Genomic DNA, 26,222 nt, shown 5'->3' on the forward strand with positions numbered 1-26,222 from the left:
ACCCTGTGACTCACTAAGTATATTTGCTTAGTCAGTACAGGGTCTTTTCATTAGGTGCAATGATTAGGTTAATTCTGGCCAGAAGCCTTTGTTTGCTTCAATTAAGTCATCGAGCAAGCCTTTTGCAACGCCCGCACTTGGGACAGTTTTAGATAACGTCAGAGCTTGCCATAATTTTAAATAGCTGCCTTCTATATAGGCTTCAACAACCATTTTTTCTACAGTAACTTGTTGATACATCAACGTTTTCTCAAATTCTGGAATTTTACCTTGTGCAAGTGGCTCTGGTCCATCAACGCCAACAAGGCAAGGGACTTCAACCATTGTGTCGTCAGGAAAGTTAGCGATAGCGCCGTTATTTTCAACAATCATCAACATTCTCTCATGTGTGTTGAATGCAATCGCCCGTGCAAGATCAACAATAAAAGATGCGTGGCTGTCGATATGGAACTCATCACCAGCAGCTGTTCCTTTTTCAGTAATGGTACGAGCAGCATCGAACACTTCTTTTTCACGGCCGTTCATAACTTCGTTAGCCCGTGTATAAGAACAATCAGAATGACTGACTTCATCGTCTGGATACAGATAGTATTTCAGGTAGGTATTTGGTAAATATCTTGGGTTAACAGCCAGTAAGTCTTTAGCTTTTTTATGCGTTTGTTGCCAACTTGGATCTGTATGTTGTGTTTCTACCTCTACAGATGTCAAATAGCCATTTTCAGCCACGTACTCGCGAATTTGATCAAGATATTCATGACCACTTTTATCTTTGATACTTGTCCACCAGCCAAAGTGGTTTAATCCAAAGTAACGCACTTCTAGTTCGTCTGGCGTTTTACCAACGATTTGAGACATTCTTCTCAGTGTTCCAACGGGCATATCACAAATATTTAGGACTTTTGAATCAGGACGCATTACACGGCACGCTTCTGCAACGATTGCTGCAGGGTTTGAGTAGTTCAGCATCCAGCAGTCGGGAGAATATTTTTCCATCAGATCAATTAATTCAATCATTCCACCGATACTTCTCAAGCCGTATGCAATTCCACCAGGACCACAAGTCTCTTGTCCAATAACACCATGATTTAAAGGGATTTTTTCGTCTTGTTCCCGCATTGCATATTTTCCGACACGGATGTGGGCCATACAGAAATCAACATCTGTGAATGCTTCTTCTGGATCTGTTGTGAAAGAGAAATCTATATCTGGCGCTTGTTCTTTCATCAAAATAGCAAGGGCTTTCCCCAAGGTTGCTTGTCGTTCCTCATCATTATCGTACAATTTCAATGTGCGTAATGGGAAACGGTCCAGATTTTCTAATAACATTCGAACGATTCCTGGTGTGAATGTGCTTCCTCCACCTGCAATAACGACTGAAAACTTTTTATCCATTTTATTTTTCTCCTCCATGAGTTCCATTTTTATTCTTCTGGGTCACGACCAAGATACTGTTCAACAGACCTCCGGACGCTATTGACTTGTAAGCCGTATACGACTTGTACATTATGATCTTTTACAATGACACCACTTGCCCCTGTATCAGCACGTAGCGTTTGTTCATCCACTAATCCTGGATCTTTCAAGGTCAATCTTAATCGGGTATAACAGTTTGTAATAGTATCAATATTGTCTGGTCCACCGAGTGCTTGAACAATCAACGGAGCTGAGCCTGATTCTTTTTCGGTCTCTTTATCGCCAACAACGGAATTGACCATTTGACCAGATTTAGCTGCGTGATAATCTTTTTTAGAATACAGTTTGGTTTCTTGCGTAGCTTCTTCTCGTCCAATCGTCCGGAAATTGAATTTTGTGATCAAGAAACGGAAGAGCAAGTAGTATAGAACAAAGTAGAGTACACCAACAAGAATGAATAGCGGCCATCTCGTACGTTCGATTCCGAGTGGTAAATTGTATAAAAGGAAATCGATAAAACCGTTTGGTCCGATGGCTCTGACATTTAATAAATTCAATGTCACCATACTTAAACCACTCAAAACAGAGTGAATAACGAATAAGACAGGCGCGATAAACATAAAGGAGAATTCAATCGGTTCTGTTACACCAGCAATAAATGAAGTAAAAACTGCTGGGATTAAAATTGCTTTTGCTTTCGCTTTGTTTTCAGGTTTAGCTGTGTGATACATAGCCAAACAAGCACCGACTAGACCAAACATTTTTGAGATCCCACGAGCATCCCAGATGACACTTTCAGATAGAACACGGATAGATGGATCAGCCATCTCAGCAAAGTAAATATTACGAGCACCTTCAAAGACTTCGCCACCTATTTCAGCGACACCACCAAGTGATGTATATAAGAAAGGTGTGTAAATCAAGTGATGCAAACCAGTTGGGATGAGTAATCGTTCGAGGGTACCATATAAGAACAAACCAAAGTTTCCAGTTTGATTGATAAATGTACCAGTAGAGTCAATGCCTGATTGAATAACTGGCCAAACGTAACTCATTAAAATAGCGGATATGACTACAATAGGAATGAGAACAATAAATACGAATCTTGATCCGCCATAAATTTGGAAGGCATTGTCAAATTCTTTATCAGCGAACATATTGTGGATAATAGCAGTCACAACACCGAGAATAATGCCTAAAAAGACGCCCATATCCAGTACCTGAACACCTAATACCATGGCTTGTCCAGAACCTCTTAATGCTTCAGGATCGACAAGTAGTTCATTGAAGAGTAAAAAGTTATTCATCGCATAAATGAAAACTAAGAAGCCTAGTAATGCTGTAAATCCAGCTTCTGCTTTCTTCTTATCTGCTAGACCTGTTGCAATCCCTACACAAAAAATCAGTCCAAGGTTTGTCAAGATAGAGACCAAAGATCCTGATAAGACAGTTCCGAATCCCATTGTGATCGGATTGTCTAGAAACGGAAAAGTTTCAATCAACTGTGCATTGGTAAAGAGATTCCCGATCGCAATCAGTAAACCGGCAATTGGTAAGATCAATACGGGTATGAACATCGCTTTTGCAAAGCGCTGCATCCCATTCATCAATTTGTCTTTCATTATTTTCCTCCAATACGATTTTGTTCATTCCTGTTCAGTCCAGTACGGAAATGAATAAGAATGACCTTTGTTATGAGTAGTATAACGTGTAAGCGGTTATAGTGTTAGCGTTTTACATACAAAAGAAACGTGTTTCCTGATTAGGAAACACGTTTCATAAAATGATTAAGTATTTGATTGATTCAGATACTGTTCTACAATGGATTCAAAGGACAAGAGCACACCGGGGAAAAACAAGTTCGGTAACATATTGCGGTCATCCAATTTATGGAAATCATAAACTTGAATATTCAAATCGGACAATAAACCAATTCGATTCTCGACTTCTCGAGTAAAAGAAACTGTATAAATATTAGCTTCTTTCGCAGTCTGCAGCTTCTGGTAAACTTGTTTTGTTTCACCAGATTTAGATACAACAATCATGGCTCCGATGTCTTCTAAATTATTTTCGAAGACGCCAATGGAGTCAGAGCCACTCGCTAGTATAGCTTTTCTACCAAGTACGAGTAATTTTTTATAAATATATTCTGCTGTGATTTGTGAAAATCCAGTGGCGTAGATAAAAATGTATTGGTGCTTCAAGAGTAGTACGTTATCGATAAATTGTTGCGTCGTCTCGGTTGAGCAGTTTCTTATAATTGATTTTAAATCGGTGCTTAAAATCGTTTCTTAAAATCGTTTCTTCTGAATCAACAGAACTATATTCAGCTTTTTTTATGATTGGTAACAAAGAATAATACATATCTGTAAAACCTGTATACCCCAATTTTTTAGATAAGCGAATAACGGAGGCAGGGGAGGTGAAAGTCGCTTTAGCCAAAGCTCGGACACCCATCTCTTGGACAGTATCGATATGTTCAACGAAGTACTTGAAAATTTCTTCTTCAAGAGAAGTTAAACGCTTTTCAGCTGTTAATTTGTTTAAATCAATCATGGGTAGACTCCTCTACTGTTAGATTCTACGATTTTGAATCGCTTTACGGACTTTAGTGATAGAGGCTTTTCCTTTTTCTTCTATTTGCATCATAATACTGACGTAAAGCGCATCTAAAAGACTAAGTTGCGCAATTCTTGAGGAGAGCGCTTCAGAACGGTAGTCTGTTTCTTCGGACAATGTGTGTAAAGCATAATCGACTTGATCATTTAAGGGTGACTGGGTAAAACTTGTTATCCCAATGGTTGGGACATTATTTTGTTTGAAAATATCTACCAATTCTAGAATATCCTTTGAGTGACCGGTGTGAGAAATAAGAATAGCCACATCTGCAGAAGTTAGTTGGGAGGCAGACATCAATTGCATGTGAGCATCAATTTGCGCAGAAACGGATAGACCGGTACGAATGAATTTATGATACCCATCAAGTGCGATTACGTTGGATCCGCCGAAACCGAATAGTTCAATTCTGTTTGCATGAAGGAGCACATCAATGGCTTGTTTGAATTGTGCTTCGTCTAGAACGGTCAATGTGTCTTCAAGTGTTTTCATGTTGGATTCAAACACTTTTCTAATAATCGTACGGGAATCATCATCAACAGATACAAGCTCGTGAATATCTTGAAGCGTCTCTGTTTGTTCAGAAGCTAAGGCGATCTTCATATCTTGAAAGCCATTATACTGGATTCTTTTACAAAATCGGAAGACCGTCGAATCCGCCAACTGAGTGTCTGCAGCAATTTGTGTAATCGTTCCATGAATGATTTTTTCAGGATGATTTAAAATATAATCCGCCAATCGTTTCTCCTTTTCACTGAAAGAGGCATAAAGTGATCGGATTCTAATTTTACAGCTTTGAGTAGGTGCCATGATTTCGTTAACTCCTTTATGAATTGTAGTTCTATTATAAATAGAAACAGAGAGAAAGAAAATATTTTTATATTAAACTTGAATAAAATAATATTCTTTTATATACTGACGTCATGGAATAATATTTCTTTGGAGGGTGAAGATATGAAATTAGCAATTATGGGACTAGGGAAAATGGGATTCAATTTAATGCAAAATGCGCTCAAACAAAATCATGAGGTTGTCTCATATGATGTCAATTTGGAACAAGTGAAACAGGCAGAAGAAAAAGGCGCTCAGGGAGCAGAAACAATAGAAGAGATGATCAGACACTTTGATAATCAGAAAATCATCTGGATGATGGTTCCTTCAGGCGATATTACAGAAAATTTGATTACTGAATTAACGCCTCTTTTGGGTGAAGGAGATATTCTAATTGATGGTGGGAATAGTCATTACAAAGATACGGTAAGAAGATACTCTAAGCTCGCTGAAAAAGGGATTTCATATGTAGATGTCGGTACAAGTGGAGGAATGGAAGGGGCTTTAGCGGGGGCTTGTACGATGATTGGTGGAGACCGACTTGTTTTCGAAAAACTAGAACCGCTATTCAAAGATCTCTCCGTAGAAAATGGCTACCTCTATACGGGAGAATCCGGTAGTGGTCACTTTCTTAAAATGATTCATAATGGAATTGAATACGGAATGATGCAGTCAATTAGTGAAGGTTTTGATATTTTAGAAAAAAGTCCTTATGATTTTGACCATGAAAAAGTAGCGCGTGTATGGAATCATGGTTCTGTTATTCGTTCTTGGCTAATGGAATTGATGGAGTCGGCTTTCTCTGAAGATCCTAAATTAGATCAAATCAAAGGTGTCGTTCAGGCATCAGGAGAAGGCAAGTGGACAGTGGAAACAGCGATGGAACTAGAAACGGCAGCACCAGTTATTGCGCTATCACTCATGATGCGAAATCGCTCTTTAGAAACGGATTCGTTTAGTGGGAAAGTGGTTGCTTCTTTAAGAAATCAGTTTGGTGGACATGCGGTAGAGAAACAACAAGGATAATGAAAACGGATTAATCTTGATTTGTGTTCACTTAGAATCAGGGGTATAGTTATACATGAAATCAAGTCATCAGTAGAAATATTGAATTGCATTTGGAAAGGAAAGTCAGTGTGGACACATATATGATGGGTGTCGATTTAGGGACAACAAGTACAAAAGCTGTCCTATTCGATCAAAAAGGTAAAGTTAAAAGTCAGTCTACGGTAGAGTACCCTTTAAACGTACCAGAACCGGGAGCGGCTGTTCAAGATCCAACAGAAATACTAGAAGCTGTAAAACGTTCCATCAGAGAGGTCATGGATAGAAGCGGGATTTCTAAAAAGTCATTGAAGCTCATTTCGTTTAGTGCTGCCATGCATAGCTTGATCGCGATTGATGATGAGGGATTACCCTTGACCCCTTCAATCACTTGGGCGGATCAAAGAAGTGAACCTTACGCAGAAGAAATCAAAAGCCAAACCGGACTAGAACTCTATAAAAAAACCGGTACACCAATTCATCCGATGTCTCCGTTAACGAATATTTTGTGGATCAGAAAAGATCAACCAGAGATTTTTAAACGGACAGCTAAATTTATCGGGATAAAAGAATATATTTTCAATGTATTTTTCAAAGAATATGTTGTTGATCATTCCATTGCTTCCGCAACAGGATTACTCAACATGTATACGCTCGACTGGGACGAAGAAGCACTAGAAATTGCGGGAATCAGTTCGGATTATTTATCTCGACTCGTTTCGACAACGACACAGTTTAAGGGGCTCAATTCAGAGCTTGCGAACGAAATGGGGATTGACCCTGAAGTGCCTTTTATCATTGGAGCAAATGATGGCTGCCTAGCAAACTTAGGAGTAGATGCCGTTATGCCAGGAGAAGTTGCGATTACGATTGGGACAAGTGGGGCAATCAGAACCGTTACAGACAAGCCGATTACAGATGAGAAAGGGAGAACCTTCTGTTATGCGCTGACGGAAAACCACTGGGTCATCGGTGGTCCCGTTAATAATGGTGGAATGGTATTGAGATGGTTAAGAGATGAGTTTTGCGCTGAAGAAGTACAACAGGCAAAAGCGCTAAATCAAAACCCGTATGACCTGATCACAGACCGAATTGATCAAGTAGCTGCAGGGTCGGAAGGTTTACTGTTTCACCCTTACTTATCCGGAGAAAGAGCCCCTTCATGGAATGCGAATGCTAGAGGATCCTTCTTCGGACTTGCGATGCACCATAAACGTGACCATATGATGCGTGCAGTTCTTGAAGGCATTAATATGAATATGTATATGGTCTTGCTGGCTCTTGAAGAGTTAATTGGAACACCAAAAGAAGTCCGTGCCACCGGTGGATTCGCCCATTCGAAAGTTTGGAGACAAATGGTTGCAGATATCTTTGGACATGAAGTCCATGTTCCAGAAACAGTAGAAAGTGCCTGCTTAGGTGCAGCGATTCTAGGATTATTTGCGATTGGAGAAATCGACGATCTTTCCGAAGTGAAGAGAATGGTCAAGACGAGATCCATCAACCACCCAAATAAAGAAAAAGGACTCGTTTATAAAGAGTTATTGCCTATATTCATTCGGCTAAGTCGATTGTACGAGCAAGAATATCAGTCAGTTGTGGCGTTTCAGAATAAGTACACAAAAATAGAATGAATTATCGATTTTGATAATGATAATGACACATAGGGACGGATGCTCACCGACCATCAATATTTTGCTTGTCATTTTAGTCATTATTGGATACTTTGCTCAACTAGGATACAATTACTATCAAATGAAACATAAAGAAAATATCTGACTACTTAAAAGACCGAAAAGGAACTTTCAGTAACCTAAATAGGTTATGATTTCTTAGGTCTTTTTTTTCTACTTAACTACTTAAAATAAAACTAGTTTGACGCAAGAGTTAGAAAGAACGATTATTACAAGACATGGCGACCTTCATTTGAATATGCTAAAATCAATTGGATAAAACGATGGCAAAAATCGGTATTCGCTATTGCGAGGTGATCAGCCATCAGAAAAGGGATGATGTTATTGCCAACATTAAGTGATGTGGCAAAAAAAGCCAATGTTTCTAAAATGACAGTTTCTCGAGTCATCAATCACCCTGAAAGGGTAACAGAAGAATTAAAAATTATGGTTCATGCTGCAATGAAAGAATTGAACTATAAGCCAAATGTCATGGCAAAAGCATTAGCCAATAACCGTACACAAATCATAAAGCTATTAATACTGGAAGAAATGGACTATGTAGAACCTTATTATATGCAACTGCTTGTAGGGATTGCGAATGAATTGGAAAAGCACTCTTATGGGCTTCAATTAGTAACAAAGCGCAATACACAAATCGGGGATTCAGATGGATACATTGTATGTGGGATGAGAGAAACGGACTACAAATGGCTAAACACACTCGATAAACCAATGGTGTTGTTTGGCGAAAATACCCATGGATATGATTTTGTCGATAGCGATAATCAAAAGAGTATTGAAAAAGCGGTAGAATATGGTGTACTTTTAAATTATGAGACCATTGTATTCATTGGTATGGATGTCAACGAACCTTTTGCGTTATCTAGAGAAAAGGGCTACAGAAACGCTATGGAAATGTATGGTTTAAAACAGCAAGTTGTTAAACTAGAGAATCGATCACGATTTTCAGCGACATTTATTAGAGAAAATTGGCAGGAATTTAATTCGAATACGTTATTCATTTGTGCCACGGATCGATTAGCTTTAGGGATCAGTAGAGAATTGCAAGAACAGGGTGGTAATATTCCAGAAGAATATGGGATTATCGGACATGACGGTGTGTTTTTGGATCAAATTGCTTACCCATTTTTGACGACCTTGAAACAGTCACTCGATGAAATGGGTGCGGCTGCAGTACAATTAGTATTAAACAAAATCAACGCTGGTGGTCTTCCTCAAGAAAATGCGATTTTTGAGACTGAATTAAAATTAGGAGGCACCACGCGGGAACCGTCCGTTTAAGTGATTCAAAATATGATGGATTCAAGACCAGAGCATGTGAGCTTTGGTTTTTTTCTGTTATCGGTAACATCGAAGATTACCTTGTTTCTTTTAAGACAGATGCTAGAATGATAATGAAACCGCTTCATAAGGAGGGCTTTAATTGATGAACAATCAAATAAATAGCGAAGAAGTCATTTATCAGGTGTATCCAAAAAGTTTTCTGGATACAAATCAGGATGGTATTGGGGACTTGAAAGGTGTCATCCAAAAGCTTGATTACATTCAAGAGTTAGGAGTAACAACGATATGGTTGAATCCGATTTTTAGTTCTCCACATGTGGACAATGGTTATGATGTCTCTGACTATTACACCATTGATCCACAATACGGCAATATGGAATTAGTAGAGATACTAATTGAGGAGGCCCATAAAAGAGGACTTAAAATCTTGTTTGATCTTGTACTGAATCACACATCTTCCAAACATAAATGGTTTCAGGAAGCATTGAAAGGACCGGACAATCCTTACCGAAACTACTACATATGGAAGGAAGAAGAGGAAAAGGGAAAATTACCAAATAACTGGAAATCTTTTTTCGGAGGATCTGTCTGGGAGAAAGAATCCGAAACAGGGGATTACTATTTTCATCTATTTGACAAAGAAATGCCAGATTTGAACTGGCAAAACGAATCAGTTCGTAAGGAAATGATCAAAATAGCGAAATTCTGGCTGGGAAAAGGGATTGATGGATACAGACTTGATGCATTTATCCACATGGAAAAAGAGCCTGGGTATCCGGATGCTCGTTACGCAGATCCTGATCAACTGATTAGTGCAGAAGACTTTTTTGCTAATTTACCTCAAGTGGATGATTATCTGAGAGAATTTTCTGCAAGTATAAGAGAAGTTTACCCAGACGCTTATTTGTTAGGGGAGGCAGCATCCGCTGATCCGGAAAGAGCGGTCAAGTACACCTTTCCTAAAGGAGAAGCATGTGATTCGATTGTTTCTTTCAAATATTTTCCAATGGATACGACAAAAAAAGACGACCGATTTCCATTAGAGAATCAGGAAGGGAAGTTAAATGTTATAGCCTTTAAGCAAGTTATGGATGAATGGCAGAGAAAAGTTGGAGAAGTCAGTGAGATGACCCTTTACTTAAACAATCACGATATGCAAAGAGTCGTATCCAGATTAGGGGATCCAGCTGAATTTAGGGAAGAAAGTGCTAAAACGCTTGCTACAACGATGTACTTGCAAAGAGGTGTACCTGTTCTTTTAAACGGTGAAGAAATCGGAATGAAGAATTTGGAATTAAAGCGTTGGGAAAATACACGAATTGAACGAATTCATGAAGTTTACGCAACGCTTTTGGATAGAGGAGTCACTAAAGAAGAAGCACAAACCTATTTGGGCTCTATCAGTATCAATGCGAGTAGAGGAGCTATGCAGTGGTCAGATCAAAATTATGCGGGCTTTTCTACTATAGAGCCCTGGAGTGGAGTTAATCAAGAAGCAGCGTACAATGTGGCTGCTCAAGAAACGGACACAGCGAGCATTTTAACCTTTTATAAACAGCTCATTCAACTGAAAAAAACAGCTTTATTCACGCATGGATCGTACGAGATGCTCATTTCTAAAAGTCCAATTATGGCTTATCGTCGACAATTTGAAAAAGAACAAGCAATTGTAGTCTCGAATTTAAGTGGCGAGCCACAAGAGAGTTTGCTAGACCTAACCAATTTTAAAGATCAAGACAGTACGTTGAGTGTTGGAAACTACACATACAATAATGGAAAAATCGTCTTATCACCTTATGCTTCACTTGTTATTAAATCAGACTATAAAGGGAGTTAATTAAATGAATACAGCAGCACTATACCACCGAACTGAAAGCGAATATGCTTATTTATATGAAAAAAATCATTTCCACATCCGTTTAAGAACACAAGCTGGAGATGTTGCTCATGTAGAACTATTGAGTGGAGATCCTTACACAATTGATGCGGATAAATGGTACGAAAACGGTAAGGAAATGAAAAAAATAGCCAGCACTAACTTACATGACTATTGGCTGATTGATACCCACGAACAAACTAACCGAATGTCCTATGGATTTCATGTAACCGGCCAAGACGGCATTGAAGTATTTTACTCTGATCAAGGCGTTTATCCATACGAAGAAGCTTTTTTACAAGAAGCGAGCTTTTACTTTAGAATTCCTTATATTCATGAAATTGATGCATTTAAAGCTCCAGAATGGGTAAAGGAAACAGTTTGGTACCAGATTTTTCCAGATCGTTTTGAAAACGGAGATGCATCGATTAATCCCGAGGGCACATTGCCATGGGGGGATAAAGAAAATCCGTCTAGAGATGACTTTTATGGTGGAGATTTAAGAGGAATTATTAATCAATTAGATTACCTGGAAGACCTTGGTATTAATGGGATTTATTTATGCCCCATTTTCAAAGCGTCTTCCAATCATAAATACGACACAATAGACTATTACGAAATTGATCCTGCCTTTGGAGATAAAGAAACATTCAGAGAATTAATCAGTAAAGCCCACGACAAAGGAATCAAGATTATGCTAGACGCAGTGTTTAACCATATGGGATGGCATTCTCCGCAGTGGCAAGATGTACTGAAATACCAAGAGAATTCAAAATACACAGACTGGTTCTATATTCATAATTATCCAGTACAGAACCTTGGAGAATTGACAACAGATGAAATGGAAAATGTTGGACGAGTCAATTACGAAACTTTTGCCTTCACAGGACATATGCCTAAGTTGAATACAGCGAATCAAGAAGTTCAAGATTATTTATTGGATATCGCAAGATACTGGATAGAAGAATTTGATATTGATGCTTGGAGACTGGACGTAGCCAATGAAGTAGATCATTTCTTCTGGAAAAAGTTCTTCAAAGAAACGACAGCGATCAAAGAAGACATTTATATTTTAGGTGAAATCTGGCATTCATCGCAAAACTGGTTAAATGGAGACGAATTTCATGCAGTCATGAATTATGCTTTCAATGACAATATTGAAAATTACTTTTTAAAGAAAATCATCTCACCTTCACGTATGGTATCCGGATTGAACGCACAGATGATGTTATACAGACAACAAACCTCTGAAGTGATGTTCAATTTACTGGATTCACACGATACTCCTAGATTGCTGACAAAGGCAAAAGGAGATAAAGAACTAGTCAAATCTGCCTTATCCTTTATGTTTGCGCAGTCAGGGACACCTTGTATTTATTATGGAACAGAAATTGGGCTTTATGGGGACATGGATCCTGACTGTAGAAAATGTATGGTTTGGAATGACTCACTTCAAGATCAAGATATGCTGGAATTTACCAAAAAACTAATCTCGTTCCGGAAAAATTATCAGAATATCTTAACTTATGGCGCAACAGACTGGCACGATGTTAGAGACGATGAGCAACTCATAGGATTCAAACGCACATTAGGTAATGAATCATTAATTTTCTACTTCAATCAGGACAAAGACGATGCTTTTCTAGACTCTGTTCCAGTAGAGGCAGCATTATCTTTAGAAACAGGTACAGTTCATTATGATAACCAAACGGTCATTCATGAAAATGGATTTGTCGTTTATTACCATTTAGATACAGAAGCTGAAAAACGTGAGCGTATAGAACAAAAACGTCAACGTACCAAAAAAAGAATGAAACAATTGAAAGTTTCACCTTCACATTTGGTCAGAAACTGATCACTAGGGTAAAGGGGGAGAAACGTTGAATAAACAAGCAGTCTATCATAAAGCGAATAGTGCATTTGCTTATATGAAAGATGTCCAAACGATATGTCTAACCATTCGAACTGCGCGAGATATTGAACGTGTTTATTTGCTGACGGATCATCCAGATGGATGGGTAAAAGGATCAGAAGGTTACTATTGGAAAAAAGAACAAACGAACATGCAGTTAATTTATCAAACAACTCTCTATGATTATTGGCAAATTGAACATCGTCCGTTTAATCATCAAATGCGTTATGGCTTTATACTAGAAACTCCTGAAGAAACAGCTTTGTATCTTGAACGCGGCTGGTTTTCTCCAGATGATGTATTTATAGAAAATGATATCAATAGTTACTTTGCGTTTCCTTATTTACATGAATCTGAAGTATTCAAAGCACCAAAGTGGGTTAGAGAAACAGTCTGGTACCAAATTATGCCAGACCGTTTCTATGATCCGGAAAACGACTTTTGGGGAAGGAAAGATCAGGTAGGTCAGTACGATTTCCATAGTGGAACATTAGAAGGTATACGAAAGAAATTACCGTATTTAAAGGATCTTGGAATTACAGGAATTTACTTAACGCCGATTTTTCAAAGTCCGACTACACATAGATACGATACAGAAAATTATTTTGAAATCGATCCAAGGCTTGGAAGCAAGGAGATGTTCAAATCAGTCGTTGACGATGCGCATGCATCAGGAATAAAGATTTTACTGGATGGTGTATTCAATCATATCGGAGATCAGTCCATCCAGTTTCAAGATGTATTAAATAATGGTGAAAAATCAGCTTATAAGGACTGGTTTTACATTGAAAAATTTCCACTAAAAAGCGCTGAGGGAATTCGTTTAGACAAGCATTACCGTCACTTTACACCGAACATGCCCAAGTTGAATACACTGAATAAAGATGTACAGAAATATTTAATAGATGTTGCGATGTATTGGATGAAAAACTTTAGGGTAGATGGTTGGCGACTTGACGTAGTCAATGAAATTGACCATGCCTTTTTAAGATTGTTGAGATCACGCTTAAAAAGTGCTTACCCAGATTGTTATATTGTTGGGGAAATTTGGCATAACGCAGATTCTTGGCTTTTAGGCGACCAATTAGATGGTGTGATGAATTATCCGCTAGGTAAACCGATTCTTGAGTGGGCTGCGGCGGGAAGGATTTCTACAACTGATTTTCAAGAACAGTTTGTACAGGCGCTGTTGCAATATTCAGAAAACGTTCAACAAGGGATGCTGACGTTGTTGGACAGTCACGATGCACCGAGATTATATGAGTATGCTGGTTTCGATCGAAGAAAAACAGAACTGTGTCTCACTATGCTATTTCTGCTCCCAGGATCTATTTGTCTGTACTATGGAACGGAAATGGGTATGAGTGGGTATGAAGATCCAGAAAACAGAAAACCGATGCAGTGGACTAAGAGTCAAGCGGTGGATTTCAAAGAACATATCCAGCTTTTATCTAGGTTGAGACGATCAGATCAAGAACTATTTGCTAGAAACCGATTTACCTTTCTTGAAGTCCAAAACGATGTATTGGTTTTAAAAAAAGAAACTGAAACGTATGCGCTCTATCTTTTAATCAACAAATCTAGCGAGCAAAAGTGGATTGAATTGAGCGAACTGAAAGACAAAAAAGTAGAAAATCTGCTATCTCAACATTCCGTTATTGTAGACAGCCTTGTACCGTTAAAACCAGAGTCGCATATTCTTTACAAGTTTGAAAAGATCAGCTCTTAAACGATCATAAAAATCTGATACCGGTAACAACGAGAAAACGGTTGCAATGGTTCTATAATGAAATATAATTGAAAATGTAGACAGGTATAGAAAGTAAGAGGAGGAAAAATTAGATGATAAAATTTTATAAAATAGCAATGGCAGGTTCAGCAGCACTATTACTTGCAGCATGTGGAAATGGATCAGACAGTGGTTCAGGTTCACAAGGCGAAACAGAAGGTGAAGGTGCAGCAACTGGCGAAATCGGGGGTTCAATCGAAGTTGGGGTTGGAGAAGATTACGTAGAATTCGTTGAAGCAATTGCTCCAGCATTTGAAGAAGAGTATGGTGTTGAAGTGACCGTATCTGAACGAGATATGTTCGATACACTAGAAGCTGTACCTCTAGATGGTCCAGCTGGATTATCTCCAGATGTTCTTCTATCTCCTTATGACCGAATCGGTGGAATGGGCCAACAAGGTCACTTATCTGAAATGACACTTGTCGATGACGGTCGATATGATGAGACGGATCAACAACAAGTAACAGTTGATGATACTGTATACGGTACACCGTTCGTTATTGAATCACTCGTCCTTTTTTACAATAAGGATTTGATGGATACAGCACCAGCGACATTCGACGAATTGGAAGCTCTTACAGAAGACGAACAATATGCCTTTTCAGGACAAGCTGATACAAGTACAGCGTTCCTTGCGAACTGGGTAGACTTTTATAATTCTTACGGATTGATTTCTGGGTTTGGTGGATATGTATTTGGAGAAGATGGCGAAGATACTGCCGATATCGGGTTAAATTCACCGGAAGCAATCGAAGGAATTGAATATGCACAGCAATGGTTCAACGATGTATGGCCAGAAGGTATGCTTGATGTAACAAGTGCCGGCGATTTCATCGATGATCAATTTATCCAAGGCAATGCAGCAGCCGTTATTAACGGACCATGGGGCGCGGCGAACTATAGAGATAGTGGCGTAAACCTTGGCGTAGCAGCCATTCCAACATTACCTAGTGGAAATGAATATGCACCATTTGCAGGTGGTAAAGGATGGGTCGTTCCTTCTTACACTGAAAATTATGAAACTGCAGCAGCGTTCGTAGACTTCGTGACAAATGAAGAAAATATGATGATGCTTTATGAAGAGTACACAAACGAAATTCCTGCTAACCAGAATGCGCGTAATGCAATCAACGAAGCTGGAGAAGATGAATTAGCAGTAGCGGTAATCGAGCAATATAATAATGCAGTACCAATGCCAAATATCCCAGAAATGGCTGAAGTTTGGACAGGTGCTGAATCAATGATGTTTGATGCAGGCTCAGGAAACAAAACAGCTGAAGAGTCAGCAAACGATGCAGTACAAATTATCCAAGACAACATTGAACAGAAATATTAATCTTTAATAGAAGACTAGATGATTCGGCAGAGATAGTAGGATGATCTCTGCCGTTTTTATCATTGAAAGGGCGTGTAACAGTTGAAGAATAAAAAGAAAGATAAGATCGTACTTTCTGATCAAGATCAAAAAAAGATACACACTGCGACATGGCTATCCATTATTCCGGGGCTTGGCCAGATTTATAATAAACAATTGTTTAAAGGAATCGTGTTCTTGGCAGTATTTATGGGAGCTGTCATTGAACTCCTCATATTTGGAGCAGGAGCTATAGAAGGTCTTATTACTTTAGGAACGATTCCTAGAGAAGACCACTCGCTATTTCTTCTAATTGAAGGAACCATTCAAATTCTCCTTACCGTTATCTATTTAATTTTTACAGCAGCTGTCATGATGGATGCGCATCGTGTTGCTAAAAAAAGAGTCATCAGTCCGAACACGGTGAACTATACCGTCAAAGATACAGCAATTAGTGTATTTGAGAATGGTTTCCCTTACTTACTAACCATACCCGCTTACTTGGTTATGATTTTTGCCATTGTGTTCCCGGTTTTGGTAACCATATTTATTGCCTTTACAAATTACAACTTTCAAAATGTACCACCGGCGAATATCGTCGACTGGGTTGGATTTGAGACATTCAGTAGTATCTTCACACTAACGACTTATCGAGATACGTTCTTTGCAGTTTTCTCGTGGACGATTATCTGGACACTAGCAGCAACTACTTTGCAGCTTGTCATTGGTGTGTTTACAGCACTTGTTCTAAATCAACCGCACATTCGTTTTAACCGATTCTTTGGTGTCATTATGCTATTACCATGGGCAGTTCCAGCGTTTATTACCATTCTGACTTTTTCAAATATCTTCAACCCAAGTGTTGGAGCAATCAACACACAGGTTATCCCGTTCTTTAACCAGCTGATTCCGTTTCTTGAAATTCCTGCAATTTCTTGGAAGACTGATCCGTTCTGGACAAAGATTGCAATCATCATGATCCAAGGCTGGGTAGGTTATCCTTATATTTATGTTTTAACGTCAGGAATTTTACAGTCTATACCAAATGACTGGTATGAAGCATCTGTTATTGATGGTGCAACTGCTTTACAAAAATTTAGACATATCACAATGCCACATGTTTTCGCAGTGGCTGCACCCATCTTTATCACACAATATACAGGAAACTTCAACAACTTCAACTTGATTTATCTGTTTAATGAAGGTGGTCCCGGAAGCGTGGGAAGTGGAGCAGGATCGACAGATATCTTGATTTCATGGATCTACAAGTTAACGACCGGAACATCTCCGCAATATAACATATCAGCAGCCGTTACATTGATCATTTCTGCAATTGTCATTACGATTTCAATGGTCATTTTCAGTCGGACACGTGCTTTTGAAATGGAGGATTAACATGAAAAAATCCAAACGAATTAAAACGCAGAAAAACTCTCGTTTCTGGAACAAGTTTTTTTCTTATGCGTATTTAATCGGTATGTCGATCGTGATTATTTACCCTCTTTTGATCACCGTTACTTCCGCGTTCAGAACAGGGAATATTATGGCTTTCGATTTAAATTTCTCAGGACCTTGGTCACTGGCAAACTTCTCACGATTATTCAATAATACGCTTTATGGTACCTGGTACTTGAATACCTTAAAAGTTGCCGGAACTACTATGATCATTCAAGTAGCCGCAATCACATTAGCAGGTTACGCGTATAGTCGGTATCGTTTCATCGGAAGAAAACAAAGTATTAAGTTCTTCTTAATTATTCAAATGGTTCCAACAACAGCGGCTTTGACGGCTTTCTACGTTATGGCACTCCTTGTTGGTGGACTAAACTCACACTGGTTCTTAACGGTTATTTATATCGGTGGTGGGATACCGATGAACACCTGGCTCATGAAGGGGTATTTTGATACTGTCCCATTAGAGTTAGACGAATCCGCTAAACTTGATGGTGCCGGACACTTGAGATCTTTCTGGCAAATTATTCTTCCACTCGTTAAACCAATGATTGCCGTTCAAGCGCTTTGGGCATTTATGGGACCATTTGGAGAATACATGCTAGCGAGATTCTTACTCAGAACACCTGAACTATACACAGTAGCGATTGGTCTACAAACGTTTATCAGTAATCCTAGAGACCAGCGTGTAACGTTATTCGCTGCGGGTGCCATCTTAATTGCTTTACCAATCTGTATTTTGTTCTTCTATCTACAAAAACACTTTGTATCTGGATTAACAGCAGGTGGGACGAAAGGTTAATGTACGAAAAAATGATTTTAAAAAGTAGGAATGAATATGAGAACAGACAGCTTTCCATTAAATTATTTCACAAATATTTTCACACCTAAACGAGCTTTTTTCAATCGCCATGCGATTGGATGGCCGACCATTGTAATCGTCTTGATCTTTTTGAATGCACTGATCACGATTCCAGTTTCATTGAACTTTGCGCAGACAGACACAATCGGTGTTGAGCAGTTTTATCCAGAAGCTTTTAACCTAATTGACGGTGAAGCTGCAGAGGGACTCTCTAAAATTCCTGTAGAAGAAGGCAGATTACTCGTCGAGCAGTCTACTCTTCAGACAAAAACAGACGGGCTAGTACTCATTGATCAGTCAGATAATCCGTTAATCGACAGTGATGTCGCTGTAGCATTTGGTCCAACGGAGTTTACGATCAGGGAACATGCACAACCTGAACTAAAAGTGCGCTATACAAAAGACTTTTCGGTGGAATCTGCTTCAGTAGAAGAAGTGAAAACAGAACTAAATCGACAATGGAGAGTGAATAATCGTGTCTATATCGTAGCTGCACTGACTTTTTTAATTTCATTTATGACCTTTACCATGTTAGTCGTATTAACCTTAGGTTCAGCGTTATTTCTTTATTTCACGAAAAAGAGTCACTTAACTTCAATAACGACATATAAAGAGTCTGTTGCCATTATTCTTTATGGATTAGGACTACCAACAATTTTAGCTTTACTATATGGATTGATCCAGTTTGATATTATCTGGATGATGACGATCCAAACAACAGGACTACTGATTATGCTGGTTCTGATTTACTTTAAAACACAGTTCAACGATAAAAAAGATCAATCTAGAGTACAGGAGTGGACAGATTAAATGGAGAGACTATTTGGAATTGACCCATGGAAACTGACTTCAGATACAGTGGGAGAGAACAAAAGGCTACAGGAGAGCCTAACTTCTATTGGTAACGGGTATATGGGTTTAAGAGGAAATTATGAAGAAGGCTATTCTGGGGATTCACATATCGGAACCTATATTGCGGGTGTTTGGTTCCCAGACAAAACAAAGGTTGGCTGGTGGAAAATCGGCTATCCAGACTATTTTGGCAAAGTGATCAACGCAACGAACTTTATTCCAGTCGACATTTATGTGGATGAACATAAAGTAGATCTTGCTGTTGATACCGCTCAGCAGTTCAAAGTTGAACTAGATATGAAAGAAGGGGTCCTGAGACGTTCTTTTGTCTGGAAAAAAGAGCAATTAGAAATCTTATTTCACTTCACACGGTTCGTTAGTGCACACACCAAAGAACTTGCCGTTGTTAAAGTAGAAGCGGAAATGCTTTCGGGAGCAGCAGAAATCACGTTGATTCCACATTTAGATGGTAACGTGACGAATGAAGATAGTAATTACGAAGAACAATTTTGGATCGAACTTGAAAAAGGACATCAACCACTCCCGTTCTTAAAAACGAAAACAAAAGAAAATCCCTTCGGTACGGAGCGATTTACCGTTACGACAATGATGAGTAACGAGTCAGAAGCAGAATCGAAAGATCCTGAAAAAGAACAGTCCATGTATGTTGGCGAGCGTTTTTTCTACAAGCTTGAAACCGGTCATCAGTTAGAATTGACCAAATTTATAGCGGTCGTAACAAGCCGTGATGTAGAAGCTGAGAAGCAAGTTCAACAAGCTGAACAAATCTTAGAGCGGGCTTCAGATAAGGGTTTCCAAAAAGTACTAGAAGAACATTTAACGGAGTGGAGCACGCGCTGGAATAATGCAGATGTTCAAATTGACGGAGATGATGCAAGCCAGCAAGGTATTCGGTTCAATATCTTCCAGTTATTTTCAACCTATTACGGAGAAGATCCGAGACTAAACGTGGGGCCAAAAGGTTTCACAGGTGAAAAATACGGCGGCGCTACTTATTGGGATACAGAAGCTTGTATCCTGCCGATGTACTTATCCGTTACAAATGAAGAGACCTTTAGACAGTTACTTGTTTACCGCCATAATCAATTAGAACAAGCTTACGAGAATGCAGCGAAGCAAGGGCTCAAAGGTGCTCTGTATCCTATGGTAACCTTCACTGGAATTGAGTGTCACAATGAATGGGAGATCACATTTGAAGAAATTCACCGTAACGGTGCGATTGCACACGGGATTTTCAACTATACGACGTATACAGGTAATGAAGACTATCTCTTAAACCAAGGTGTGGATGTACTTGTAGGTATTTCTAGATTCTGGGCTGATCGTGTTCACTATTCTGCTAGAAACGAGCAATACATGATTCATGGTGTAACGGGGCCAAATGAATATGAAAATAACGTCAGCAACAACTGGTATACCAACACGATGGCGAAATGGTGTCTGAATTATACATTAGAAACGTTAACCAAAGTGAGCAGTGAGAAGCTTCAAGAGTTAAGTATTAATGAAACAGAACAAAAACAATGGAAAGAAATTGCTGAAAAGATGTACTTGCCTAAAGATGAAGCACTCGATATCTTTGTCCAACATGACTCATTCCTAGACAAAGATTTGAGACCCGTTGACACACTTGACCCATCAGAACGTCCAATCAATCAGAATTGGTCATGGGACAAGATTTTAAGATCACCGTTTATCAAACAAGCAGATGTCTTACAAGGACTCTATTTCTTGAATCATAACTATAGTCAAGCTGAAAAAGAACAGAACTTTAATTTCTATGAGCCGCTAACGGTTCATGAATCTTCTTTATCTCCATTGGTTCATTCTATCCTTGCTTCTGAGCTCGGCAAAAAAGAAAAAGCTTTTGAAATGTATGAAAGAACAGCCAGACTGGATCTTGATAACTACAACAATGATACAGAAGATGGACTTCATATCACTTCAATGAGTGGAGGCTGGTTATCAATCGTTCAAGGATTTGCGGGTATGCGAACTCAAACAGGAAGCTTATCTTTTGCTCCGTATTGTCCAGAACAATGGAATGAATATGCCTTTAAATTAAATTATCGAGAAAGATTACTCAGTGTAACAGTTGAAAAAACAGTTGTGACTTTCCGCTTAGAAACGGGAGAAGCACTGAATTTTGAAGTGTTTGGTAAGCCGGTCACATTGGAAGACTCGGTAAAGATAGAAATTCAATAAATTAGAATAAGTTGAAATAATGTAAAACGAAAAGTCAAAGATTGAGGAGATTGAAATGATTAAAGGTCTTGTTTTGGATCTGGACGGTGTAATCACTGACACAGCTGAATACCACTATCTAGCTTGGAAATCGCTAGCAGAAAAAATTGGAATTGAAATTGACCGAAAGTTTAACGAGCAGTTAAAAGGCATCAGCCGTATGGAGTCACTAGAATTAATTTTAAAACATGGAGAAAAGGAAAAAGACTATACAGAAGAAGAAAAGCAGGAGCTGGCAACGAGAAAAAACGAAGAATACAAAAGTTCTATCGAGAACATCACGCCAGCAAATCTTTGTCCAGGAATGGAACAACTCCTACTGGATGCACGGAAGATGGATATTAAGTTATCGGTAGCTTCGGCTAGCAAAAATGCACCAACGATTCTTGAACACTTACAGGTGAAAGATCAGTTCGTTGGGATTGTTGATCCTGCTAGCTTGAAACAAGGAAAACCTTCTCCAGAAATTTTCCATAAGGGTGCTGATTTGCTAGGACTGACACCTGCTGAATGTATTGGTATTGAAGATGCAGAAGCGGGAATCGAAGCAATCAATCGTGCAGGGATGTTTTCTGTAGGTGTTGGCTCAAAAGAGTCAATGAAAGCAGCTGATTATTTTGTTGAACAGACAGATGAACTTGATTTAAAGACTTTAGTTGAAAAAGCGGAAGCTCATTAAAACAATCATGAAGGAAGTGAAGATGTGAAGTGGTGGCAGAATGCAGTAGTCTATCAAATTTACCCTAGAAGCTTTCAAGATTCAAATGGAGATGGCCTAGGTGACATCAGAGGCATCATTCAACGTTTAGACTACCTAGAGGAGCTAGGTATCGATGCGATATGGTTAAGCCCGGTCTATCAGTCTCCAAATGATGACAATGGCTATGATATCAGTGACTATCAGGCGATTCATCCAGAGTTCGGAACGATGGATGATATGGACGAATTGATTGAAGAAGCAAAAAAGAGGTCTATTCGTATCGTAATGGATTTAGTGGTTAATCATACAAGTGATGAACACGAATGGTTCAAAGATGCTAAGAGTGGCGTAAATGCTAAATATAGAGACTATTACATCTGGAGAGATCCTATTGATGGTGAGGAGCCCAACGATTTAAAATCCACTTTTAGTGGATCAGCGTGGACCTTTGATGAGAATAGTCAGCAATATTATCTACATTTATTCAGTAAAAAACAACCAGACTTAAATTGGGAAAACCCCAAAATGCGTCAGGATATCTACAAAATGATGAATTTCTGGCTCGAGAAAGGTATTGGCGGTTTCCGAATGGATGTCATTGATCTAATTGGGAAAGTACCAGATGAAAAAATTACAGATAAGGGTCCGAGGTTACATGAGTTCTTACAAGAAATGAATCACGAGACGTTTGGTCAGTACGATGTCATGACAGTTGGTGAGACTTGGAGTGCTACACCTGAAAACGCAGAATTGTTTTCTGGAGCGGATCGGGATGAACTATCTATGGTTTTCCAGTTTGAACATATAACTTTAGATCAAGAACCTGAAAGTAAGTGGGCACTTAAAGCGTTGGACTTAGTAGAGCTGAAAACCGTATTATCCAAATGGCAGACGTCGTTAAGTGATTCGGCTTGGAACAGTCTTTTCTGGAATAATCATGACACACCTAGAGTCGTTTCTAGATGGGGAAATGATCAAGAATACCGTGTGGAAAGTGCAAAATGTTTTGCGGTTCTACTGCATTTGATGAAAGGGACACCTTACATTTATCAAGGCGAAGAGATTGGAATGACGAATCGTCTGGTAAAAGATATTTCAGAAGTTAAAGATATTGAAAGTATCAACATGTACAAAGAGGAACTTGAAAACGGGAAACATTCAGAAGAGCTACTGAACGCCATTAACCATAAAGGTCGAGATAATGCTCGGACACCTATGCAATGGAATGACGAAATGAATGCTGGATTTTCAAAAGGAACACCGTGGATTGCGGTCAATTCGAACCACAATGAAATTAATGTTGAGCAAGCAATAGCTGATCAAGAATCGATTTTTTACACATACAAAGAATTGATTCAATACAGAAAAGAAAATGAGGCAGTCGTTTTAGGAGCGTATAACTTATTACTTCCAAACCATCAGCAAGTATTTGCTTATGAAAGAACGCATAAAGGCAATAAGATTATAGTTGCTGCGAATCTCTCAGAAGAATCTGCATCGATTGAATTGCCAGAGACCTCAGAAAAAGCCAGTGTGAGATTTAGTAATTATGATAGAAAACAAGTTGACTCAACTGAATGGATCTTAAAACCTTATGAGTGTTTTGTGATAGAAAACGTCAACCAGTAACGTTTACTCAAATAGAACCATCTAGATTTAATACAAATCTAGATGGTTCTTTTGTCTGAAATATGAAGTATATTTTTAAATGGTAATTTGAAATAAGATGAATAATAATAATTGTTTATACATCATGAATAGATGGGTAAGTAATAGGAAATAATGGGAAATCCTCTTAATTTACGTTTTGTATAGGTATACATAAAAAAGTATATCGGTAGAGATGGTTAAAAAATATATGAATATTTATTGATTTTAATATACATTAATATTGTATATTAAAATGATAAATCACATTTTAAAGCAATTAATTATTTATTATGTTGCATAATTATTTAAATGATGATATGATTCTTTTCAACACCTCTTATAAATAGAAGGTTGGATTATACAAAAATTATACAAATACATTGATCGTAGTATCAGGGGAGACAAGCAGATGAAGAAATCGTTCAAAGCATTTATAGCCTTTATTATTTTGGTAGTAACACTTCTAGTCCCGGCACAGTCGGTATACGCGGAAGATGGATCATTAGACCGTGTACAAGAGAAGGGGCAACTTGTTATTGGTACAAGTGGAGATTTTCCGCCGTTTGAATTCTATGCAGAAGTTGATGGTGAACAGCAACTCGTTGGTATGGATATGTCGATCGCTCGAAAAATTGCGGACGATATGGGTGTTGAACTTGTGATCAGAGATATGGAATTCGATAGTTTGATTCCGGCTCTTGAAGCAAATAATATAGATATGATCGTAGCAGGAATGACACCTACGGCAGAACGTCGGCAAAGTGTAAACTTCTCTGATATCTATTACCAGACATTCCAGAACATCATGGTTCAAGCGGAAGATGAAGCGATTTATGATTCCGTAGAATCTTTAAGAGGTCAAAAAGTCGGCGTTCAGACTGCTTCATTGCAAGAGCAGTTGGCAGAACAAATTCCAGATGTAGAATTAATGCAGCTAGGAAATATTAATGACTTGATTTTAGCTCTACAGACAAATCGTATTGAAGCCATCGTGATGCAAGGACCGAATGCAGTGGCTCACGCTGAAAATGATAGCACGCTTTACACATTCGAAGGAGACTTTGAATTAGATGAAGAAGATCAAGGTTCAGCGATTGCCATGCGTATGGGTGAAGACTCCTTGGCAGCGGCAGTCAATGAAAGTTTAGGAGAAATTTTAGATCAAAATCTGATTGAGGAATATCTTGGAACAGCTGGGGAATATATGGCTGGTACATCGGAAGAAGATGTATCTGAAAACTTTCTAGGCACTTATTGGACATACTTTGCTGATGGAATGTATGTCACGATCCTAATTTCAGTGATTAGTGTATTAGTAGGAATGGTACTTGGTTTCCTCTTATCTCTCATGAGACTAACGAAGAATGTTGTGATTCGCTTTTTGGCATCTTCATATGTAGAATTTGTAAGAGGGACACCGCTATTGATTCAAGTTATGTTTATCTACTTTGGTGCAGGCGTGTTCTTTGATCTTCCAGCACTAACAGCAGGGATTATTGCAGTTTCACTAAATAGTGGAGCCTATATTTGTGAGATTATCCGTGGTGGGTTGAACTCAGTCGATTCGGGTCAATCTGAAGCGGCACGTAGTTTAGGAATGAGTAAAAACCAAACAATGCGATATATCTTATTCCCACAAGCATTAAAGAACATCTGGCCAGCGCTTGGGAATGAATTTATTACCATCATCAAGGAATCTTCGATCGTATCGGTTATCGGTGTTAGTGAACTGATTTTCCAAACGAGAATTGTTCGTTCCACATCTTTCCGAGGAATCTTGCCATTATTCATAACGATGCTGATTTATTTCTTCCTGACATTTACGTTAACGAAAATCTTGAACTACTTTGAAGGGAGAATGAATCATGATTAGTGTGAAACATTTGAAAAAATCGTTTGGAAAAAATGAAGTTTTAAAAGATATCAATGAAGAAATCAATCAGGGGGAAGTCGTTGTTGTTATCGGCCCTTCTGGTTCTGGCAAGTCAACATTCTTGCGCTGCTTGAATCTATTGGAAGAACCTACTGATGGGGAAATAGTATTTGAAGGCACACCGTTGACTGGATTAAAAGAGCAGAATCTGAATCAATTGCGTCAAAAAATGGGGATGGTTTTCCAGCAATTTAATTTATTCCCGCATATGACAGTACAGAAAAATCTAATGATTTCACCGGTACAAAGCAAAGGAATAGATAAATCCAAGGCAGAGGAAAAAGCTGGTCAGTTACTCAAACAAGTAGGGTTGGGTGATAAGTTAGAAGCCTATCCTTCAAGTTTGTCTGGTGGACAGAAGCAGCGTGTGGCGATTGCACGTGCTTTAGCAATGGATCCAGACGTCATGCTTTTTGATGAACCAACTTCGGCATTAGATCCTGAGATGGTCGGAGAAGTTTTGAACGTTATGAATCAATTAGCTACATCTGGGATGACCATGGTCGTTGTCACACATGAAATGGGATTTGCAAGAGAAGTAGCCGATCGCGTACTCTTTATGGATGACGGTTATATTGTTGAACAAGGAACACCGGATGAAATATTCCAAAATCCTCAACACCCAAGAACAAAAGATTTCTTAGCGAAAATTCTTTAAAAGTAATTTTCAATTAGAATATAAGAACATTAA

19 protein-coding genes and 1 pseudogene are annotated in these 26,222 nt (G+C 38.6%); 15 read left to right on the top strand and 5 right to left on the bottom strand.

The features are described 5' to 3' along the window. Window positions 1–63: 63 nt before the first annotated feature. The 5 genes from VXN63_RS07130 to VXN63_RS07150 all read right to left on the bottom strand — a co-directional run bounded on the left by VXN63_RS07130 (window position 64) and on the right by VXN63_RS07150 (window position 4,839). Window positions 64–1,392, bottom strand: a complete 1,329-nt coding sequence (locus tag VXN63_RS07130; RefSeq protein WP_327757335.1) for a 6-phospho-alpha-glucosidase — start codon at window positions 1,390–1,392, stop codon at window positions 64–66. 29 nt (window positions 1,393–1,421) lie between these two features. Continuing rightward, window positions 1,422–3,035, bottom strand: a complete 1,614-nt coding sequence (locus VXN63_RS07135) for a PTS transporter subunit EIIC (RefSeq protein WP_327757336.1) — start codon at window positions 3,033–3,035, stop codon at window positions 1,422–1,424. A gap of 165 nt (window positions 3,036–3,200) precedes the next feature. Next, window positions 3,201–3,617 carry an SIS domain-containing protein gene (locus VXN63_RS07140; RefSeq protein WP_327757337.1) on the bottom strand — a complete coding sequence of 139 codons (417 nt, stop codon included), beginning with the start codon at window positions 3,615–3,617 and terminating at the stop codon, window positions 3,201–3,203. Between the two features lie 10 nt (window positions 3,618–3,627). Continuing rightward, window positions 3,628–3,969 carry a MurR/RpiR family transcriptional regulator gene (locus tag VXN63_RS07145; RefSeq protein ID WP_327757338.1) on the bottom strand — a complete coding sequence of 114 codons (342 nt, stop codon included), beginning with the start codon at window positions 3,967–3,969 and terminating at the stop codon, window positions 3,628–3,630. A gap of 18 nt (window positions 3,970–3,987) precedes the next feature. Continuing rightward, window positions 3,988–4,839 (bottom strand): MurR/RpiR family transcriptional regulator, encoded by an 852-nt coding sequence (locus VXN63_RS07150; protein WP_327757339.1) that lies wholly within the window; start codon window positions 4,837–4,839, stop codon window positions 3,988–3,990. Window positions 4,840–4,983: 144 nt separating this feature from the next. Between VXN63_RS07150 and gnd the strand changes: the two genes are divergently transcribed. The 15 genes and pseudogenes from gnd (at window position 4,984) to VXN63_RS07225 (ending at window position 26,189) form a co-directional block, all read left to right on the top strand. Beyond that, entirely contained in the window at window positions 4,984–5,886 is a 903-nt protein-coding gene (gnd, locus tag VXN63_RS07155) for a phosphogluconate dehydrogenase (NAD(+)-dependent, decarboxylating) (RefSeq protein ID WP_327757340.1), read from the top strand. Between the two features lie 110 nt (window positions 5,887–5,996). Then, window positions 5,997–7,538, top strand: coding sequence for a gluconokinase (gene gntK, locus VXN63_RS07160; protein ID WP_327757341.1), 1,542 nt, complete (start codon window positions 5,997–5,999; stop codon window positions 7,536–7,538). 384 nt (window positions 7,539–7,922) lie between these two features. After that, window positions 7,923–8,882 carry a LacI family DNA-binding transcriptional regulator gene (locus VXN63_RS07165; RefSeq protein WP_442915300.1) on the top strand — a complete coding sequence of 320 codons (960 nt, stop codon included), beginning with the start codon at window positions 7,923–7,925 and terminating at the stop codon, window positions 8,880–8,882. A gap of 145 nt (window positions 8,883–9,027) precedes the next feature. After that, window positions 9,028–10,722: a glycoside hydrolase family 13 protein gene (locus tag VXN63_RS07170; RefSeq protein ID WP_327757343.1), complete on the top strand. Its 1,695-nt coding sequence runs from the start codon at window positions 9,028–9,030 to the stop codon at window positions 10,720–10,722. Window positions 10,723–10,726: 4 nt separating this feature from the next. Continuing rightward, window positions 10,727–12,499, top strand: a pseudogene (locus VXN63_RS07175) (glycoside hydrolase family 13 protein); the annotation flags it as partial. 142 nt (window positions 12,500–12,641) lie between these two features. Next, window positions 12,642–14,402, top strand: a complete 1,761-nt coding sequence (locus VXN63_RS07180; protein ID WP_327757345.1) for a glycoside hydrolase family 13 protein — start codon at window positions 12,642–12,644, stop codon at window positions 14,400–14,402. A gap of 113 nt (window positions 14,403–14,515) precedes the next feature. Further along, window positions 14,516–15,799, top strand: a complete 1,284-nt coding sequence (locus VXN63_RS07185) for an extracellular solute-binding protein (protein ID WP_327757346.1) — start codon at window positions 14,516–14,518, stop codon at window positions 15,797–15,799. 81 nt (window positions 15,800–15,880) lie between these two features. Continuing rightward, window positions 15,881–17,212 (top strand): sugar ABC transporter permease, encoded by a 1,332-nt coding sequence (locus tag VXN63_RS07190; protein WP_327757347.1) that lies wholly within the window; start codon window positions 15,881–15,883, stop codon window positions 17,210–17,212. Between the two features lies 1 nt (window position 17,213). After that, window positions 17,214–18,071: a sugar ABC transporter permease gene (locus VXN63_RS07195; RefSeq protein WP_327757348.1), complete on the top strand. Its 858-nt coding sequence runs from the start codon at window positions 17,214–17,216 to the stop codon at window positions 18,069–18,071. Window positions 18,072–18,107: 36 nt separating this feature from the next. Further along, window positions 18,108–18,941 carry a DUF1189 family protein gene (locus VXN63_RS07200; protein WP_327757349.1) on the top strand — a complete coding sequence of 278 codons (834 nt, stop codon included), beginning with the start codon at window positions 18,108–18,110 and terminating at the stop codon, window positions 18,939–18,941. Then, complete coding sequence (locus VXN63_RS07205; protein ID WP_327757350.1) at window positions 18,942–21,209, top strand: glycoside hydrolase family 65 protein; 2,268 nt, start codon at window positions 18,942–18,944, stop codon at window positions 21,207–21,209. It abuts the gene before it with no gap. A 55-nt stretch (window positions 21,210–21,264) separates the two neighbouring features. Continuing rightward, the gene (pgmB, locus tag VXN63_RS07210) at window positions 21,265–21,927 is read left to right on the top strand and encodes a beta-phosphoglucomutase (protein WP_327757351.1); all 663 of its coding nucleotides are present in this window, start codon (window positions 21,265–21,267) and stop codon (window positions 21,925–21,927) included. A gap of 24 nt (window positions 21,928–21,951) precedes the next feature. Further along, window positions 21,952–23,577 (top strand): glycoside hydrolase family 13 protein, encoded by a 1,626-nt coding sequence (locus VXN63_RS07215; protein ID WP_327757352.1) that lies wholly within the window; start codon window positions 21,952–21,954, stop codon window positions 23,575–23,577. A gap of 430 nt (window positions 23,578–24,007) precedes the next feature. Next, window positions 24,008–25,471, top strand: coding sequence for an ABC transporter substrate-binding protein/permease (locus VXN63_RS07220; RefSeq protein ID WP_327757353.1), 1,464 nt, complete (start codon window positions 24,008–24,010; stop codon window positions 25,469–25,471). Continuing rightward, window positions 25,464–26,189, top strand: a complete 726-nt coding sequence (locus tag VXN63_RS07225; RefSeq protein ID WP_327757354.1) for an amino acid ABC transporter ATP-binding protein — start codon at window positions 25,464–25,466, stop codon at window positions 26,187–26,189. Before VXN63_RS07220 ends, VXN63_RS07225 begins: the two co-directional genes overlap by 8 nt. The last annotated feature ends 33 nt before the right edge of the window (window positions 26,190–26,222 follow it).

It is taken from the genome of Marinilactibacillus sp. XAAS-LB27, from assembly GCF_036039175.1.
GTDB lineage: Bacteria > Bacillota > Bacilli > Lactobacillales > Carnobacteriaceae_A > Marinilactibacillus.

What these genes read in the sequence shown, in the direction of transcription:
- VXN63_RS07130 (WP_327757335.1), bottom strand. Translation starts at nt 1,392, where the DNA reads ATGGATAAAAAGTTTTCAGTCGTTATTGCAGGTGGAGGAAGCACATTC.
- VXN63_RS07135 (WP_327757336.1), bottom strand. Translation starts at nt 3,035, where the DNA reads ATGAAAGACAAATTGATGAATGGGATGCAGCGCTTTGCAAAAGCGATG.
- VXN63_RS07145 (WP_327757338.1), bottom strand. Translation starts at nt 3,969, where the DNA reads ATGATTGATTTAAACAAATTAACAGCTGAAAAGCGTTTAACTTCTCTT.
- VXN63_RS07150 (WP_327757339.1), bottom strand. Translation starts at nt 4,839, where the DNA reads ATGGCACCTACTCAAAGCTGTAAAATTAGAATCCGATCACTTTATGCC.
- gnd (WP_327757340.1), top strand. Translation starts at nt 4,984, where the DNA reads ATGAAATTAGCAATTATGGGACTAGGGAAAATGGGATTCAATTTAATG.
- VXN63_RS07170 (WP_327757343.1), top strand. Translation starts at nt 9,028, where the DNA reads ATGAACAATCAAATAAATAGCGAAGAAGTCATTTATCAGGTGTATCCA.
- VXN63_RS07185 (WP_327757346.1), top strand. Translation starts at nt 14,516, where the DNA reads ATGATAAAATTTTATAAAATAGCAATGGCAGGTTCAGCAGCACTATTA.
- VXN63_RS07195 (WP_327757348.1), top strand. Translation starts at nt 17,214, where the DNA reads ATGAAAAAATCCAAACGAATTAAAACGCAGAAAAACTCTCGTTTCTGG.
- VXN63_RS07200 (WP_327757349.1), top strand. Translation starts at nt 18,108, where the DNA reads ATGAGAACAGACAGCTTTCCATTAAATTATTTCACAAATATTTTCACA.
- VXN63_RS07205 (WP_327757350.1), top strand. Translation starts at nt 18,942, where the DNA reads ATGGAGAGACTATTTGGAATTGACCCATGGAAACTGACTTCAGATACA.
- pgmB (WP_327757351.1), top strand. Translation starts at nt 21,265, where the DNA reads ATGATTAAAGGTCTTGTTTTGGATCTGGACGGTGTAATCACTGACACA.
- VXN63_RS07220 (WP_327757353.1), top strand. Translation starts at nt 24,008, where the DNA reads ATGAAGAAATCGTTCAAAGCATTTATAGCCTTTATTATTTTGGTAGTA.
- VXN63_RS07225 (WP_327757354.1), top strand. Translation starts at nt 25,464, where the DNA reads ATGATTAGTGTGAAACATTTGAAAAAATCGTTTGGAAAAAATGAAGTT.